This window comes from Kitasatospora sp. NPDC001527, assembly GCF_040298605.1.
GTDB lineage: Bacteria > Actinomycetota > Actinomycetes > Streptomycetales > Streptomycetaceae > Kitasatospora.
The window spans coordinates 322,031-338,741 of the sequence record NZ_JBEPAM010000003.1; the positions used below are offsets into that span (position 1 = coordinate 322,031).

The 16,711-nt window shown below is 72.2% G+C and carries 16 protein-coding genes and 2 tRNA genes; 8 read left to right on the plus strand and 10 right to left on the minus strand.

All coding sequences use genetic code 11. The features are described 5' to 3' along the window. The first annotated feature begins 112 nt into the window (after positions 1 to 112). The 6 genes from ABT238_RS05125 (at position 113) to pknB (ending at position 8,665) form a co-directional block, all read left to right on the plus strand. Complete coding sequence (locus ABT238_RS05125; protein ID WP_350560542.1) at positions 113 to 976, plus strand: FHA domain-containing protein; 864 nt, start codon at positions 113 to 115, stop codon at positions 974 to 976. 13 nt (positions 977 to 989) lie between these two features. Beyond that, entirely contained in the window at positions 990 to 1,523 is a 534-nt protein-coding gene (locus tag ABT238_RS05130; RefSeq protein WP_350560544.1) for an FHA domain-containing protein FhaB/FipA, read from the plus strand. Positions 1,524 to 1,576: 53 nt separating this feature from the next. Continuing rightward, a complete protein-coding gene (locus ABT238_RS05135; RefSeq protein ID WP_350560546.1) occupies positions 1,577 to 3,253 on the plus strand; it encodes a PP2C family protein-serine/threonine phosphatase in 1,677 nt (558 codons plus the stop codon). Positions 3,254 to 3,365: 112 nt separating this feature from the next. Beyond that, positions 3,366 to 4,787, plus strand: a complete 1,422-nt coding sequence (locus ABT238_RS05140; RefSeq protein WP_502891396.1) for an FtsW/RodA/SpoVE family cell cycle protein — start codon at positions 3,366 to 3,368, stop codon at positions 4,785 to 4,787. Next, on the plus strand, positions 4,784 to 6,241 hold the full coding sequence (locus tag ABT238_RS05145; RefSeq protein ID WP_350560548.1) for a peptidoglycan D,D-transpeptidase FtsI family protein: 1,458 nt from the start codon (positions 4,784 to 4,786) through the stop codon (positions 6,239 to 6,241). The genes ABT238_RS05140 and ABT238_RS05145 overlap by 4 nt, the downstream gene beginning before the upstream one ends. 261 nt (positions 6,242 to 6,502) lie before the next feature. Beyond that, positions 6,503 to 8,665, plus strand: coding sequence for a Stk1 family PASTA domain-containing Ser/Thr kinase (gene pknB / locus ABT238_RS05150; RefSeq protein WP_350755573.1), 2,163 nt, complete (start codon positions 6,503 to 6,505; stop codon positions 8,663 to 8,665). 179 nt (positions 8,666 to 8,844) lie between these two features. On the opposite strand, the gene ABT238_RS05155 is transcribed toward pknB, so the two are convergent. From ABT238_RS05155 to ABT238_RS05175, 5 genes are all read right to left on the minus strand, one after another. Then, complete coding sequence (locus tag ABT238_RS05155) at positions 8,845 to 9,735, minus strand: class E sortase (protein WP_502891395.1); 891 nt, start codon at positions 9,733 to 9,735, stop codon at positions 8,845 to 8,847. 31 nt (positions 9,736 to 9,766) lie between these two features. After that, positions 9,767 to 11,083 (minus strand): class E sortase, encoded by a 1,317-nt coding sequence (locus tag ABT238_RS05160; protein ID WP_350560552.1) that lies wholly within the window; start codon positions 11,081 to 11,083, stop codon positions 9,767 to 9,769. A 5-nt stretch (positions 11,084 to 11,088) separates the two neighbouring features. Further along, on the minus strand, positions 11,089 to 11,751 hold the full coding sequence (locus tag ABT238_RS05165; protein ID WP_350755574.1) for an aminodeoxychorismate/anthranilate synthase component II: 663 nt from the start codon (positions 11,749 to 11,751) through the stop codon (positions 11,089 to 11,091). Between the two features lie 54 nt (positions 11,752 to 11,805). Continuing rightward, positions 11,806 to 11,988, minus strand: a complete 183-nt coding sequence (locus ABT238_RS05170) for a hypothetical protein (RefSeq protein ID WP_350560556.1) — start codon at positions 11,986 to 11,988, stop codon at positions 11,806 to 11,808. A 74-nt stretch (positions 11,989 to 12,062) separates the two neighbouring features. Continuing rightward, positions 12,063 to 12,824, minus strand: coding sequence for a DUF881 domain-containing protein (locus tag ABT238_RS05175; protein WP_502884126.1), 762 nt, complete (start codon positions 12,822 to 12,824; stop codon positions 12,063 to 12,065). A gap of 114 nt (positions 12,825 to 12,938) precedes the next feature. Between ABT238_RS05175 and crgA the strand changes: the two genes are divergently transcribed. Further along, positions 12,939 to 13,187 carry a cell division protein CrgA gene (crgA, locus tag ABT238_RS05180; RefSeq protein ID WP_350560558.1) on the plus strand — a complete coding sequence of 83 codons (249 nt, stop codon included), beginning with the start codon at positions 12,939 to 12,941 and terminating at the stop codon, positions 13,185 to 13,187. 362 nt (positions 13,188 to 13,549) lie between these two features. Here the strand turns inward: crgA and ABT238_RS05185 are convergent, their stop codons facing one another. Beyond that, positions 13,550 to 14,455: a rhomboid family intramembrane serine protease gene (locus tag ABT238_RS05185; protein ID WP_350755575.1), complete on the minus strand. Its 906-nt coding sequence runs from the start codon at positions 14,453 to 14,455 to the stop codon at positions 13,550 to 13,552. 237 nt (positions 14,456 to 14,692) lie between these two features. Here ABT238_RS05185 and ABT238_RS05190 point away from each other — a divergent pair, with 237 nt between their 5' ends. Then, a complete protein-coding gene (locus ABT238_RS05190; RefSeq protein ID WP_350560562.1) occupies positions 14,693 to 15,373 on the plus strand; it encodes a DUF5324 family protein in 681 nt (226 codons plus the stop codon). 72 nt (positions 15,374 to 15,445) lie between these two features. On the opposite strand, the gene ABT238_RS05195 is transcribed toward ABT238_RS05190, so the two are convergent. From ABT238_RS05195 to ABT238_RS05210, 4 genes are all read right to left on the minus strand, one after another. Then, positions 15,446 to 15,518, minus strand: a tRNA-Ala gene (locus tag ABT238_RS05195). A 190-nt stretch (positions 15,519 to 15,708) separates the two neighbouring features. Continuing rightward, positions 15,709 to 15,837, minus strand: coding sequence for a DLW-39 family protein (locus ABT238_RS05200; protein ID WP_014137031.1), 129 nt, complete (start codon positions 15,835 to 15,837; stop codon positions 15,709 to 15,711). A 257-nt stretch (positions 15,838 to 16,094) separates the two neighbouring features. Then, positions 16,095 to 16,478 (minus strand): DUF6191 domain-containing protein, encoded by a 384-nt coding sequence (locus tag ABT238_RS05205; protein ID WP_350560564.1) that lies wholly within the window; start codon positions 16,476 to 16,478, stop codon positions 16,095 to 16,097. Between the two features lie 146 nt (positions 16,479 to 16,624). Then, positions 16,625 to 16,701: transfer RNA gene (locus ABT238_RS05210), tRNA-Ile, on the minus strand. Positions 16,702 to 16,711 lie beyond the last annotated feature (10 nt).

Consider the following 16,711-nt stretch of genomic DNA (forward strand, 5'->3'; position numbering starts at 1 on the left):
CGGATGGCCCCGGCGTGGATACGATCAGTACGGAAGTACCGCAAGTAGGCACGATCGGCTCCCCGGAGACCGGTCGGCAGGCAGGCGAACGAACCCTGGAAGGGGGTGCCCCATGGGAGTGCTGAAGAAGTTCGAGCAGCGACTTGAGGGTCTCGTCAACGGCACCTTCGCCAAGGTGTTCAAGTCCGAGGTCCAGCCCGTGGAGATCGCCGGTGCGCTGCAGCGCGAGTGCGACAACAACGCGAGCATCTGGAACCGCGACCGCACCGTCGTGCCCAACGACTTCATCGTCGAGCTCAGCCCGCACGACTACGAGCGGCTGAGCCCCTACTCCGGACAGCTGGGCAACGAGCTGGCCGGCATGGTGCGCGAGTACGCGGAGGCCCAGCGCTACAGCTTCATGGGCCCGCTCCAGGTGAACCTGGAGAAGGCCGAGGACCTCGACACCGGCCTGTACCGGGTGCGCAGCCGCACCCTCGCCGCCGAGGAGCCGCAGCAGCAGGCCCCCCAGCCGACCCAGCCCGGCTACGGGCGCCCGCCGGCCGCACCGGCCCCCGGCGCGCCGTGGCAGCAGCCCGGCGCCGCCCCGTACGGCGCGCCCCCGCCGCCCGCCGCGCCCCCGGCCATGCCCCCCGGCCCGCCCGCCCCGGCCGGCGGCAACGTGCGCCCGTTCCCGGGCGCCGGGCACGGCACCTCGGTCCGCCGCTGGATCGAGGTCAACGGCGCCCGCCACCAGATCTCCGGAAACGCCTGCGTGCTCGGCCGCTCCACCGAGGCCGACGTCCGCATCGACGACCCCGGAGTCTCCCGCAAGCACGCCGAGATCCGGCCCGGCACCCCCTCGATGGTGCTGGACCTCGGGTCCACCAACGGCATCGTGGTGGACGGGCAGCACACCCAGCGCGCTACGCTCCGCGACGGCTCTCGAATCGTCGTGGGCTCCACCACCATCGTCTACCGACAGGTCGAAGGGTAGAGCGGGCGCGGTTATGTCAGAACTGACCCTCACGGTCATGCGGCTGGGTTTCCTGGCCGTGCTGTGGCTGTTCGTGATCGTCGCGGTCCAGGTGATCCGCAGCGACCTGTTCGGCACGCGGGTGAACCCGCGGGCCTCCCGCCGGGGCGGCGGCGCGACCGCGACCGCCCCCGGCCCCTCCGCCGGGCGAGCCCCGCAGGGCCAGCCGCCCGCCGGCGGTCCGGCGACCCAGGGCGGCGGGCGCCGCCGCGGCGCCCCGACCCAGCTCGTCGTGGTCGCGGGCTCGCTGGCCGGCACCACCGTCGCGCTGCAGGGCCAGACCATCACCCTGGGCCGCGCCCACGACTCCACCATCGTGCTGGACGACGACTACGCGTCCTCCCGGCATGCCAGGATCTATCCCGACCAGACTGGGCAGTGGACGGTGGAGGATCTAGGCTCCACCAACGGCACCTATCTGGACCGTCAGCGCCTGACCGCGCCGACCCCGCTCCAGCCGGGCACGCCGATCCGTATCGGCAGGACCGTCATCGAACTGCGGAAGTAGTAGCGCATGAGGGACAGCATCCCGTCCATGACCCAGAGGGGGGCACAGGTCGCATGACCCTGGTGCTGCGCTTCGCCGCCGGCTCCCACAAGGGACTGATCCGGGAGGGGAACGAGGACTCCGGCTATGCCGGCCCGCGGCTGCTGGCCGTGGCCGACGGCATGGGCGGCGCGGCGGCCGGTGAGGTCGCGTCCTCCGAGGTGCTCGGATCGATCGTCCGGCTGGACGAGGACGTACCGGGCGCCGACCTGCTGACCCTGCTCGGCGACGCGGTCCAGGGCGCCAACGACCGGCTCCGCCAGATGGTCGAGGAGGACCCGCAGCTCGAAGGCATGGGCTGCACCCTCACCGCGATGCTCTGGACCGGCCAGCGGATGGGCCTGGTGCACGTCGGCGACTCCCGGGCCTACCTGCTGCGGGACGGCGCGCTGGTCCAGATCACCCAGGACCACACCTGGGTGCAGCGGCTGGTCGACGAGGGCCGGATCACGCCCGAGGAGGCGGAGACCCACCCGCAGCGCTCGCTGCTGATGCGCGCCCTGGACGGCCGGGGCCAGGTCGAGCCCGACCTGTCGATCCGCGAGGTCCGGGCCGGCGACCGCTACCTGATCTGCTCCGACGGCCTCTCCGGCCCGGTCAGCCACCAGACCCTCCAGGACACCCTGGGCAGCTTCTACTCGCCCGAGCAGACCGTGCAGGAGCTGATCCAGCTCGCCCTGCGCGGCGGCGGCCCGGACAACATCACCTGCATCGTGGCGGACGTCCTGGACGTCGGCGCCACGGACACCCTGAGCGGCCAGTTCAACGACGTGCCGGTGGTGGTCGGCGCGGTCGCCGAGACCCCGCCGTCCTCGACCGCCGCCGACCGCTCGATCGCGGACACCCCGGCCGGCCGCGCCGCCGGACTGGGCCGCGGCCCGCAGGGCGCCTTCGGCCCCGCCGAGGGCTTCGGCGCCGGCCACCCGGACGGCCAGGGCGGCTTCGGGCCGGCCGAGGGCTATCCGGAGGGCCGCGGCGGCACCGATCCGGCGGCCTACGGGACCGAGGACTTCGACGACGGGGTGCCCCGCAGGAAGCGCAGGAACCGGGCGCTGACCTTCTCGCTGGTCGGCCTGGTCACCGTGGGCCTGCTCGGCGCGGGCGGCTTCCTCGGCTACCAGTGGACCCAGAGCCAGTACTACGTCGGCGCCGAGGGCGACCACGTCGCCGTCTACCAGGGCGTCAACCAGAGCCTGGCCGGACTGAGCCTGTCCTCGGTGCACACCCCGTACAAGGACATCGAACTCAAGTACCTCCCGCAGGACCAGCGCACCCACGTGACCAACACCATCTCGGCGAGCAGCCTCGGCGACGCCGACGACAAGGTGCGCAAGCTCGGCGAGCAGGCCGCGCTCTGCAAGAAGGTCGCCGACGTCCGGGCCGCCGCCGCCAACCCGGCCGCCCAGGGCACCGCCCCGGTGCCCGGCCAGCAGCCGGCCCAGCAGGCCGCCGGGACGGTGGCGACGCACGCCGGGTTCGTGACGGCCACCACCGCGCCCAGCCCGACCGCCACCGGCCGCGCCCCGGCCGCCGGCGTCCCCACGCCCACCCCGACCGCCGTCGCCACCACCCCGGCCGCCACGCCCGGCCAGGGCGCCGTGGCCCCGGCGGCCCCCGCGGCCCCGCAGGGCGACCTGCCGGGCCTGACCGACGAGGAGCGGCAGCGCGCCGACTCCTGCCCGAAGCCGTGACGGCCGTGCCCCGACCCGGGCCCGCTCCGAGCGGGCCCGCCGGCCGTCAGGGAGCGGCTTGATCGTGAGTACCTTCGATGTGAGCAGCGACGCCAACCGCCGGGATGCCGGCGTGCCGGCCGACCGCGCGTCCTCGCGGCGGCGCCGCAACACCACCATCTCGCCGCAGGCGACCCCGAACCGCCGCAACACCGAGCTGGCGATGCTCGCCTTCGCCGTGGCGCTGCCGGTCCTGGCGTACGCCAACGTGGGCCTGGCGATGGACGGCTCGCTGCCGGCCGGCATGCTCGGCTACGGCCTCGGCATGGGCGCGCTGGCCCTGATCGCCCACCTGCTGATGCGGAAGTTCGCGCCGTACGCGGACCCGCTGATGCTGCCCATCGCCACCCTGCTGAACGGGCTCGGCGTGGTGATGATCTGGCGGCTCGACAAGGCCGGCCCGCTGCTGAAGAGCAACTACCCGGCCGCCGCCAACCAGCTGATGTGGTCGGGCCTGGGCATCGCCCTCTTCATCGCGGTGATGGTCTTCCTGAAGGACCACCGGGTCCTCCAGCGCTACACCTACATCTCGATGGCGGTGGCCCTGGTGCTGCTCGCCGCGCCGGCGTTCTTCCCGGAGCGCAAGGAGGACTTCGGCGCCAAGATCTGGATCCGGATGGGCGCCTTCTCGATCCAGCCCGGTGAGTTCGCCAAGATCATCCTGACCGTGTTCTTCGCCGGCTACCTGATGGTGAAGCGGGACGCCCTGGCGCTGGCCAGCCGCCGGTTCATGGGCCTGTACCTGCCGCGCGGGCGCGACCTCGGCCCGATCATCGTGATCTGGCTGCTCAGCCTGCTCATCCTGATCTTCGAGAACGACCTCGGCTCCTCGTTCCTGTACTTCGGCCTCTTCGTGGTGATGCTCTACGTCGCCACCGAGCGGACCAGCTGGATCGTCGTCGGCCTGCTGATGTCGGTCGGCGGCGCGGTCGCGGTGGCCTCCACCACCAGCCACGTGAAGACCCGCATCGACGCCTGGCTCAACCCGATGGCCGCCTTCGAACCGAACCACCCCACGTACGCCACCGAGCAGATCGGCCAGGCGCTGATGTCCTTCGGCTCCGGCGGGGTGACCGGCTCCGGCCTCGGTCAGGGCCGGTCCTGGCTGATCGGCTTCGCCGCCAAGAGCGACTTCATCCTCGGCTCCTTCGGCGAGGAGCTCGGCCTCACCGGCATGATGGCGATCTTCATGCTGTACGCCCTGCTGATCCAGCGCGGCCTGCGCACCGCGGTCGCCGCCCGCGACCCGTTCGGCAAGCTCCTCGCCGTCGGCCTCTCCTCGGCGATGGCGCTGCAGGTCTTCGTGGTCGCCGGCGGTGTCACCGGCCTGATCCCGCTGACCGGTATGACCATGCCCTTCCTCGCCCAGGGCGGCTCCTCCGTGGTCGCCAACTGGGCGCTCGTCGCGATCCTGCTGAAGATCAGCGACAACGCCCGCCGTCCCGGGGTGGAACACACCCCCACACCCGAGATCCAGGGGGGCACCGCCTCGTGAACAAGCCGATCCGCCGGGTCTCGATCTTCTGCCTCGTGCTGGTCCTGGCCCTCATGGTGCGCACCAACTGGATCCAGGGCGTGCAGGCCGACGCCTGGGCGAGCAACAAGTACAACAAGCGCCAGGTCTACGACCGCTACGCCTACCCGCGCGGCAACATCGTGGTCGACGGCCAGCCGATCACCCAGTCCACCTTCGTGAACGGCCTGCGCTACAAGTACAAGCGCTCCTGGACCGACCCCCAGATGTACGCCCCGGTGACCGGCTACTCCTCGCAGGCCTTCGGTTCCAGCCAGCTGGAGCAGCTGGAGGACGGCATCCTCTCCGGCAGCGACGACCGGCTGTTCTTCCGCAACACCCTGGACATGCTGACCGGCGAGCAGAAGCGCGGCGGCGACGTCGTCACCACGATCAACTCCAAGGCCCAGAAGGCCGCCTTCGAGGGGCTCGGCAACAAGAAGGGCGCGGTCGTCGCCCTCGACCCGAAGACCGGCGCGATCCTCTCCCTGGTCTCCACGCCGTCCTACGACCCGGCCAGCTTCGCCGGCAACGAGGACTCGGACACCAAGGCCTGGACCGACCTCAACGCCGACCCGAACAAGCCGATGCTCAACCGCGCGCTGCGCGAGACCTACCCGCCCGGCTCGACCTTCAAGCTGGTCACCGCGGCGGCGGCGTTCGAGAACGGCCTGTACCAGAACATCGACGACCAGACCCAGACGCCGGACCCGTACACCCTGCCGGGCACCAACTTCGTGCTGAAGAACGAGTCCGAGCAGGAGAGGTGCGGCAACGCCACCATCAAGTCCGGCATGGACCAGTCCTGCAACACGGTGTTCGCCAAGATGGGCGCCGACCTGGGCAAGGACAAGATGCGGGTGCAGGCCGAGAAGTTCGGCTTCAACAGCACCATCGACACCCCGGTCCGCTCCGAGAAGAGCGTCTTCCCGTCCAACTCCACCCCGGACGGCACCGCCCAGGACTCGATCGGCCAGCACGACACCCAGGCCACTCCGCTGCAGATGGCGATGGTCTCGGCGGCGATCGCCAACAACGGCACCCTGATGCAACCCTACCTGGTGGAGGAGGAGCGCTCCGCCTCGCTGACCACCATCTCCAAGCACGACCCGAAGCAGTTCTCCCAGCCGGTCAGCCCGGCCACCGCGCAGAAGCTGCAGGACCTCATGGTCTCGGTGGTCGAGAACGGCACCGGCAGGAACGCCAGGATCCCCGGCCTGACCGTCGGCGGGAAGACCGGTACCGCCCAGCACGGCGAGGGCAACGCGGGCCTGCCGTTCGCCTGGTTCACCTCCTACGCCAAGGCCGCCGACGGCCGCTCGGTCGCGGTCGCGGTGGTCGTCGAGGACGGCTCCAACAACCGCGACGGCATCAGCGGCGGCCGGCTCGCCGCGCCGATCGCGAAGTCGGTGATGCAGGCCGTCCTGGGCAAGTGACGACGGGCGCCGGCCGGTGAGGGATAAGTCACGATCGGGAGCCGTGTCCGCATACCGGTCTGGTATCGGCCTGCGGTCGACTCGGGTCCGGCGCGGTCCGACCGGTAGCGTATCCGCAGCAACGGGTGTGCCCGTTGCCGTCCACGCGGTGCCGGACGGTCCTGACCGCAGAACCACCCGGGGCCCGGACGGCGTCACACGGAGCGTGCGGGGACACCTACGTCACAACCTCACCGGCGTGTGAGGGAGAGGGTCTGAACTATGGAAGAGCCTCGTCGCCTCGGCGGCAGGTACGAGCTCGGCGGCGTCCTCGGACGCGGCGGCATGGCCGAGGTGTACCTCGCCCATGACACCCGGCTCGGCCGCTCCGTCGCCGTGAAGACGCTCCGGGCCGACATGGCCCGTGATCCGTCGTTCCAGGCCCGATTCCGCCGCGAGGCGCAGTCCGCGGCGTCGTTGAACCATCCCGCGATCGTCGCCGTGTACGACACCGGCGAGGACTACATCGACGGCATCTCCATCCCGTACATCGTGATGGAGTACGTCGAGGGCTCCACCCTGCGCGAGCTGCTGCACTCCGGTCGCCGGCTGCTGCCGGAGCGGGCGCTGGAGATGACCATCGGCATCCTGCAGGCCCTGGAGTACTCGCACCGGGCCGGCATCGTGCACCGCGACATCAAGCCCGCCAACGTCATGCTCACCCGGCAGGGCAACGTCAAGGTGATGGACTTCGGCATCGCCCGCGCGATGGGCGACGCCGGCATGACGATGACGCAGACCTCCGCCGTCATCGGCACCGCCCAGTACCTCTCCCCGGAGCAGGCCAAGGGCGAGCAGGTGGACGCCCGCTCCGACCTCTACTCCACCGGCTGCCTGCTCTACGAGCTGCTCACCGTCCGCCCGCCGTTCGTCGGCGACTCCCCCGTGGCCGTCGCCTACCAGCACGTCCGGGAGGAGGCGCAGCCGCCGTCCGTCTTCGACCCCGAGGTGCGCCCCGAGGTCGACGCGATCGTGCTCAAGGCGCTCGCCAAGGACCGCGACTACCGCTACCAGACCGCCGACGAGATGCGCGACGACATCGAGCGCTTCCTCGACGGCCTGCCGGTGGCCGCCGCCCAGCAGGCCGCCGCCTACGGCATGGGCGCCGCCGGGTACGGCTACGACCAGAACGGCTACCCGCAGCAGCACGACCCGTACGGCCAGACCAACGTGCTGCCGCAGCAGGTCCCCGGCGGTCCGACCACCGTGCTGCCGCAGGCCGCCCCGGCCGGCTACGCCGCCCAGCCCCAGGCCGGTTACGACGACGGCTACGGCCAGACCTACGCCGGCGCCCAGGGCGGCGGCAACGACGGCTACGACGACGGCTACGGCCGCGGCGGCCGGCGCGCCGAGGAGCCGCCGAAGAAGAGCAACACCTCCTGGATCGTGCTGGCGGTCGCCGCCGTGCTGGTCCTGGTCGGCACCTTCTTCGTCGCCCAGGCGATGTTCAGCAACAAGAAGGGCGACGACCCCAAGGACGCCCCGAAGCTCACGGCGCCCAGCCTGGTCGGCAAGACCCTGACCGAGGCCAGGACGGCCGTCACCCAGATCGGCCCCAAGCTGGTGGTGACCGAGGGCGAGAAGATCGCCTGCCCGGACACCAACGTCAAGAAGGACCAGGTCTGCACGCAGACCCCGGTGGCCGGCACCCAGGTGGCCGAGGCCGCCACCATCACCGTGCAGCTGTCCTCGGGCCCGGCCAAGGCCACCGTGCCGGGTGTCGTCGGCAAGACCAAGGACCAGGCCATCAAGGCGCTCGGCGACGCCGGCTTCGCCAACGTCACCACCGAGTACAAGGACGACGACAACGCCCCGCTGGACCAGGTCATCGCGCAGGCCCCGGACAACGGCAGCGCCGACCCGTCCGCGCCGGTCAAGCTGACCGTCTCGCAGGGCAAGGCCAAGATCAACGTGCCGAGCGTGGTCGGCCAGCAGAAGGAGGCCGCGCAGGCCGCGCTGGAGGGCGCGGGCTTCCAGGTGGACGCCTCGAAGACGGCGACGACCAACGACCCGGCCAAGGTCAACACGGTGGCCTCGCAGAGCCCGGCGGGCGGCAAGCAGCCGGCCAACACCAAGATCACGCTGACCATCTACAAGGCGCAGGAGAAGGTCAGCGTCCCGCCGCTGCAGAACGTCACGCTCAAGGAAGCCATCAAGACGCTCGAAGGCGCGGGCCTGAAGTACATGGTCGTCCAGGGCCCGCAGGACCCGAACGCGATCGTCGTCTCCTCGACCCCGGGCGCCGGGACCCAGGTGGACCCGAGCACCTCGGTCGGGCTGACGACCAGGGCGGTCGACCCGCCGAAAGGGAACGAAACCCCCACACTTCCCGGGATCCCCGGATTCCCCAACCCCACGAACACCAAAGGGGGACCCAACAACTAAGCCCTGGTTCCCCTGGTTCTGAGCCCCTCGGGGCCGGACCGACCGGCTGGGTTGTTCCCCGACAGCCGCGAGGGCCCGTCGACACCGTGTCGACGGGCCCTCGGGCGTTTCCCGCGGCCTGCGGGGCCGGACGGGGCGGGCGGGCCCGTGCGGGGCCCCTGGAGCGGCCCAGGCGGCCCTCAGCCGCGCCGCAGCTCGGCGGGCGGGGTGCGCTTGGCGTCCACGTCGTCCACCCGCACCAGGCTCCCCCAGACCGCCATCCGGTAGCGCGAGGTGTAGACCGGGGTGCAGGTGGTCAGCGTGATGTACCGGCCCGGCCCGGTGTAGCCCGAGCCCTTCGGCACCGGGGCGACGATGCCGGTGTCGAACTTGGAGGTCTCCGGGAGCGTGTTGTCGACCCGGTAGACGTACCACTTGTCCCGGGTCTCGACGACGACCGCGTCGCCCTTGCGGAGGGCGTCGAGGTCGTGGAACTTCGCCCCGTGCCCGTCCCGGTGGGCGGCCAGCGCGAAGTTGCCGGACTCGTCCCAGGGCATCGCCGCGCGGTACGGCTGCTCGTAGACGCCGGCGACGCCCTCGGCCAGGGTGTCCGCGTCGGTGCCCATCCGGATCAGCACCTGGTAGCCCCGGCCCATCGCGGGGACGTGCAGGAAGCCGAGGCCCTCGCCCGTCGCGGGGGTCTGCCCGGTTCCGACCGCACCCGCGCCCGCGGTCGGGCCGGCGCCGGGTGCCTGGGTGCCGGAGGCCCCCGGAGTCCCCGGAGTCCCCGGGGAGCCGGGGGTGGCGGCGGGCGAGCCGGCCGGGGGAGCGGCCGGTCCCCCGGCCGCCCAGGAGTCGCGCAGCTGGTCGGAGGCCGCGGCGGCGGACCGGTCCGCCAGCACGTCGGTCCACCAGAGCGAGTAGGAGACGAACAGGCCGAGCACCAGACCGAGGGTGATCAGCAGCTCGCCGAAGACCCCCAGCACGGCCAGCGCCCGCCCCCGCCCGCGCCGCGGCCCCGTGCCGTGCCCGGACCGCTCGGCGGGCGGCGGGAAGGCCTCCTCGGCCACCGCTTCGGTCTCCTGAGTCACATCTCTCCCCTTGCTACTCGCCCGCTCGCGGTCAGCCTCCCGTGAGGGCGGCCGGCTTGCCCTGGCCGCGCGGCCGTTCCTCGGTCATCTTCCCAAAGATGATCAGCCGGTACTTCGAGCTGAACTCCGGCGTGCACGTGGTCAGCGTGATGTACCGGCCCGGCCCGCTGTACCCGGCGCCGTTCGGCACCGGCTTGATCACGCTCACGTTGGACGGCGGGGTCTCCGGGATTCCCCCGGTGACCTCGTAGGTGTAGTACGCGGTCGCGGTCTCCACCACGATCTTGTCGCCCTTGCCGAGCTGGTTGATCCGCCGGAACGGCTCACCGTGGGTGTTGCGGTGCGCGGCCAGCGCGAAGTTGCCCGCCTTGTCGGCCGGCATCCCGGTACCGGTGTAGTGCCCCACCAGGCCCTTGTCGAGCACCGAGCCCTTGGCGGTTCCCTCGGCGATCGGGAACTTCTGGCCCAGCTTCGGCATGTGGATGATCGCGAAGCCCTTGCCGGGCTCGAAGGTCTCCGGTTTGGCCGGATCCGGGGCCGGCTGTCCCGCCGCCGGGGCCGGGGCGGCCGCGTCGAACTGCTCCTCCAGCTGGCTGCGGGCCCCGTCGGCGGCCGCGTCGGCCTGCACGTTGGTCCACCAGAGCTGGTAGGAGACGAAGAGCAGCATCACCAGGCCGAGGGTGATGCACAGCTCGCCGAGGAAGCGGGCGAGGACCACCGCCGCCGACTCCTTCGGCCGGGGGCGGTCCGCGGCGGCGGTCCGGCCGCCCGCGCGGCGCCGTCCGCGTCCCTGGGCGGCCCGGCGGCGCTCGGCCCGGCCACCGGTGGCGGGCGGGACCGGTTCGGCGCCCAGCGCGTCCATGGTGACCGTCTCGGCGGCGGCGAGCACCGCCTGCTCCGTCGCGAACGCGTCCGGGCTCTCCAGGTGCAGCCGGAGCGTCTCCTCGGCCCGCTCGGGCGCGACGGGGGCCGCGGCCTGCTCGTAGACGCCCCAGCCGTCCTCGGCGCCGTGCTGCTGCGCCGCCCAGCCCTGCTCCGGGCCCGGCTGGGCGGGGATGTGGCCGCCGCGCCGGAGCTGCTGCTCCTGGTACGGGTCGTAGCCCTGGTACTGGCCCTGCTGGCCCTGCTGGTACTGGTCCTGCTGGTACGGCCCGGGCGGGACCTGCTGCCCGGGCTCGGCGTACGGGGCGTACGGGCCCTGGTGGCCCTGCTGGTAGGGGTCGGCCGGCTGCGCGTACGGACCGCCCGGGGGGAACTGCTGCTGGTACGGCGCACCACCCTGGTACGCGCCGCCGCCCTGCGGATCCGCCTCCGGTTGGTGGCGCTGCTCCGGACGCACCGCGGTCACGCCGCTCAGCCCCGGCCGATCACCGGGGCGAGCCCGGCCGACCGGTCGACGGCCTGCGGGTCGCCGCACTCGGCCAGCCAGTTGGCGAGCATCCGGTGGCCGCCCTCGGTGAGCACCGACTCCGGGTGGAACTGCACGCCCTCGACCGCGAGGTCGCGGTGCCGCAGCCCCATGATCACGCCGCTCCCGGTGCGGGCGGTGACCACCAGCTCGTCCGGCACCGTCGCGGGTTCGACCGCCAGCGAGTGGTAGCGGGTCGCGGTGAGCGGCGAGGGCAGGCCGGCGAAGACCCCGCCGTCCTCGTGCTCGACCGGCGAGGTCTTGCCGTGCAGCAGCTCGGGCGCCCGGCCGACCACGGCGCCGTAGGCCACCGCGATCGACTGCAGGCCCAGGCAGACGCCGAAGACCGGCAGTCCGATCCGCGCGCAGTGGTGCACCATCTCGATGCAGACGCCGGCCTCCTCGGGCGCGCCCGGGCCGGGGGAGAGCAGCACCCCGTCGAAGCCGGCGCCGCCGTCGCGGCGCACCGCGTGCTCGACGGTCACCTCGTCGTTGCGGACCACCTCGCAGGTGGCGCCGAGCTGGTAGAGGTACTGGACCAGGTTGAAGACGAAGCTGTCGTAGTTGTCGACGACCAGGATGCGGGGCGGGGTCGGCCGGGAGGTCATGGGCGCGCGTTCTCCGGGGGGTGCGGGGACTGGGGCGGGGGCGGGGCCTCCGGGTCAGCCGACGGCGCCGTCGCCGCCGTCTCCGTCCACTGTGACGTCGCCGAAGGGGAGCAGCGGTTCCGCCCAGGGGAAGACGTAGGTGAAGAGGAGGTAGACGATCCCCAGCACGAGGAGCACCGAGACGACGGCCTTGACCAGGGTGTTCCCCGGCAGGTGACGCCAGATCCAGCCGTACATGGTGCTCCCTCGACGTAGCGGACTGGGGTCAAGCGTAGACCCCGCCCCGTTCCGGGCAGGGCCGTCCCGCCGGTCTACTGCTGGCCGGTGGCCGCGCGCAGGTCGGCCGTTCCCGAGTAACCGGGCAGCGAGAGGTCGCCGCTCTCCTGCACCTTCCACCCCAGGCCGTACGCCTGTACGTACTGCAGGTAGTTGCGGATCGTCGGGTCCGCCTCCACCGAGGCGCGCAGCGCGTCGGTCTTCCCGACCGCCTTGACCACGTACGGCGGCGAGTAGACCCGGCCCTGGAGCAGCAGGGTGTTGCCGACGCAGCGCACGGCGCTGGTGGAGATCAGCCGCTGGTCCATCACCTGGACCCCCTCGGCGCCGGCCCGCCAGAGCGCGTTGACCACGGCCTGGATGTCCTGCTGGTGGATGACCAGGTCGTTGACGTCCGGCTCGCGCACGCCGGGCACGCGCGCGGTCGCGTTCGGCGGGGCGTCGTTGAGGGTGACGGTCAGGCCGGGGCCCTGGAGCGGGTCCAGGGCGGCGGCCTGCTCCAGGGCGGTGAGCTGCGCGGCGTCGGCGGGGCTGCCCTGCTGGTCGGTGAGCCGCTGGGCCCGCTCCTGGAGGTCGGCGAGCTGGGCCTGGGACTGCTGGTTCTGCGCGCTGCGCTGCCGTATCACGTCGGAGAGGCTGAGCAGCGAGTTGTCGGTGCGCAGGTCGGTGCCGCGCGCGGTCTGCGCGCTGATGTAGAAGAGCAGTCCGGCGAGCGCGAAGACGGCGCAGGTCAGGGCACGTCCGACAATTCGGGTGCCGGAGGCCTGGGTACGGGCCGGCCGAGGGGGAATCGACAAATTAGGCACCGTACCCTTATCTCCTTCGGACCCGCCGAACCACTACGCTAACGGACGCCGCCACACCACCGTGAACCCCTGCGCGGTCACAGCGCATCGACAGGAGAGCTCCTCGTGCCGAAGTCTCGACTCCGCAAGAAGTCCGACTACACCCCGCCGACCACGGCGACGGTGAAGATCAGTTCGGGCCGCGGCTGGGTTGCCCCACTGATGCTGGCGCTGTTCCTGGTCGGTCTGGTCTGGATCGTCACCTACTACGTGACCAGCGGCAGCTGGCCCGTGGAGAGCTGGCGGAACTGGAACATCCTGGTGGGCTTCGGCTTCATCGCGGCGGGTTTCGGCGTCTCCACCCAGTGGAAGTGACGCCGGGGCTGCTGCCCTGAGCTCCTTCACCGCCGCCCCGGACGGTCCGTCCCGGGGCGGCGCCGTGGTGTGCCCGGACGGCGGGCGCCCACCCGCGATGCCCGTGCGCGACCATCCGATCTCATGTTTATCCACATGGTTATCCACAGTGGGGAAAAGTCGCACGGGCCTGTGGATAACTCGCGCAGGGGGCGCGTTCCGCACCGCCGCGCACCTTTCCGTCACCTGCCGGATACGCACAGCAGGACACGCGTAGAACAGGCGTCCGCGAGGAGTCGTTCGCACCACCTGTGCACAACCGCGCACCTGCTGTGGACAACCGTGCGGGCACCGGACGCCCGTGCGGGTCCGGTGCGGGCGGATCACCCGTAGGCGGCCGTCCCGACGAGCACCATCGCCAGCACCAGGCCGGCCACCCCCGCCAGCGTCAGCCCCTGCACGGTCGCCCGGTGGGCCCGCGGCGCGTACATCAGCCCGGCCGCGGTCAGCATCCCGGCGATCAGGCCGCCGAGGTGCGCGCGCCAGTCGATCCCCTGCACCGAGAAGGTGACGATCAGGTTGAACACCAGCAGCGCGACGATCGGCCCGAGCGGCGCCCGGACCCGCCGGTAGAGCACCACGGTCGCGCCCAGCAGGCCGAAGACCGCCCCGGAGGCGCCCAGCGAGCGCATCCCGTCGCCGGCCAGCAGGAAGGCGAAGGCGCTGCCGGCCAGGCCGGAGAGCAGGTAGAGCGCGAGGAAGCGGGCCCGGCCCAGGGCCGCCTCCAGCTGCGGGCCCAGCACCCAGAGCACCAGCATGTTGGTGGCGATGTGCCAGGGCGCGGTGTGCAGGAACACGGCGGTCAGCAGCCGGTACCACTGCTCCGGGCCCTCGGCGACGCCGTTGGCGTACGGGTAGATCCGGTCGGGCGAGAAGCTGCGCAGTTCGAGGTCGAAGGCCAGCCAGGGCGTGAGCACGTAGGCGGCCAGCACGAAGACCACCAGGTTGATGCCGATCAGCGCCTTGGTGACCAGCGCGCCGTCCGCGGCCGGACGCCCGCCGAACCGGGTGGTGGCCCGCCGGACCTGGCGGCCGCCCTCGCTGACGCACTCCGGGCAGTGGAAGCCCACCGAGGCGTTCACCATGCACTGCGGGCAGATCGGCCGGCCGCAGCGCGAGCAGCCGATGCCGGTCTCCTGCTCGGGGTGCCGGTAGCACCGGGACAGCCCGTTCGCGCCACCCGCTCCGGGGGCCGGGTCGGTCGGCGGCCTCGACTCGTCCGGGAGCATCGGCTATCCCTTCTGCCACGACTTGCTGCGACGACACGTGCGCGCTCCCGACGGGGACCCGCCGGAACCGCCAGCCTACTGCGGCCATACCCCCGGCCGAACGGCCCACTCGTCCCTCCCACCGGCCCAGCGCACCCCGCGTACGGCCCACTCCGGCATGCCACCGGACAAATCCGCATGCATGATCAGCATTCAGGTGGATAAGTGCATAAAGGACGCCACCAGGAGGAGAGACTCGTGACCCGTTTGGACTCGACCCGAACGACGGCCGGCAACCTCGCGGACAACGCCCGGCAGCAGGCCGCCCAGGCCGCCCACACCGTCCGCGTCCAGTACGACCGGCACATCGCCCCCCAGGTCGGTCACGCCTTCGCCAGCCTGCCGCCGGAGGCCCAGGAGAACGCCCTGAAGGCCCTGCACCGGACCCAGGAGGCCGCCCTGGCCGCCCGCCACTCCGCGTCCCGGATCGCCGACCAGGCGCGGTGCACCGTCGCCCCCAGGGTCGTGCACGCCGTCGAGGAGGCCCGCGCGGCCGTCGTCCCGGTCGCCCAGGAGGCCCAGACCCGCGGCGCGGCCGCGCTGACCGCCATGCGCGGCAACGTCACCTCGGCCGAGATCAGCGACCTCGCGGCCCGCAACGCCCGCAGGTCGCGCCGGGCCGGCTGGGCGACCGGGCTGGCCGTGGCCGGGGTGATCGCGATCGGCAGCGGCATCGCCACCTGGCAGTGGTGGCGGCACCGCAGCAACCCGGAGTGGCTGGTGGAGCCCCCGTCCGTGGCCCGTCCGACCGGCGCGCACGCCTCCGGCACCGACCCGGACACCCCGCTGAACGGCTCCCCGGAGACCGGCGGCCCCGCACCGGCCGACGCGCCCGCCGAGGACGGCTCCGAACAGCGGGACCCGCGCGAACCGCACTGATAACGCGGACCGGCCGCTGACCAGGATTCAGGTCAGCGGCCGGTCGCCGTCCACACACGGTGGAAATAACTGTGGAGCTTAGGAGACTCGAACTCCTGACATCTGCCTTGCAAAGGCAGCGCTCTACCAACTGAGCTAAAGCCCCGGGGCGGCACTGGGCGCACCGACGGACACTAGCGTACCCGGTTCCGGTACGAATCCGGTGCCCCGTCCCGGCACTGCTGCCGTGCGGGGCCGGAACCTCCGGCCGACCCGGTCACCCGACCGGGCCGGCCGGCCCTGGAGGCGCCGCGCGGCGCCTCCGAAGACTGTCGATCGTCAGATCGCCGTGGGCCTCAGCGACCGGCCGGAACCGGGTCGGTGGCCTCGGTCCACAGGTCCTGCTCGGCGCGGTCCGCCTGGACCTGACGGTAGACAAAGAAGCCGCCGAGGGCGACCAGGGCGACCAGGAGAAGCTTCTTCACCGCGGGACCTCGTCCTTCTTGCGTTGACGGACTCAGCAGCCGGGCGCCGATCGTTCCGATCGGGCCGACGAGTCCGTGGTTGTGTTACGAGCACGAACGGGCGGTCGGGATGCCGGACTGCCCTTGCGGCCGATGATACACACCGGTGTCCCAATCGTGACCAGCCACCGCTGCCTCCAACCGACCGGTCCGGCCGGAGGATTGACGCCACACCTCCTGTCGTACGGTCGGCCCGGCGCGGAGCCCGCGCGAAGCCCTCACCGTTCCCGCCCGCCGGACCCGGAACCGGCCGCCGGACCGGGCCCGGAACCGGGCTCCGAACCGGCCGGGGAACCGGCCTGCGACACCACCACCGCCACCCCGGACGCCAGGTCCACCCGGGTGCGCGGCGGGGCCCCGTCGTCCTCCTCGTCGCGCAGCATCAGGGAGCTCTGCCGCTCGTCGAGCTGGTGCTGCTTGCCGGCCGCGAACTGCGCGTGCAGCTGCTCGAAGCCGGTCGCCGAGATCTGCCCCTCCCGGCCGGTCCCCCGCCACGGCACCAGGCGCGACCGGCGCGCCCTGAGCGCCAGCTGGTCGACGAAGGCCAGCACCACCAGCAGACAGACCAGGCCGGGGATGGTCATCGCGAAGACCAGGCCCATGGCGTCACCGCCTCCACCGTCGGACGCACACCGCCGGGGCGGACCCCGGCCTCACCGGTAGAACACCCGGGCGGCGCCCGTGGTTCCGGGAACCGGCGACCGGAAAACGCCGAAGGGCCCGGAGCATCGCTCCGGGCCCTTCGCGGTGGTGGGGCTAACAGGACTTGAACCTGTGGCCTCTTCCTTATCAGGGAAGCGCTCTAACCGTCTGAGCTATAGCCCCTTGCCGCACT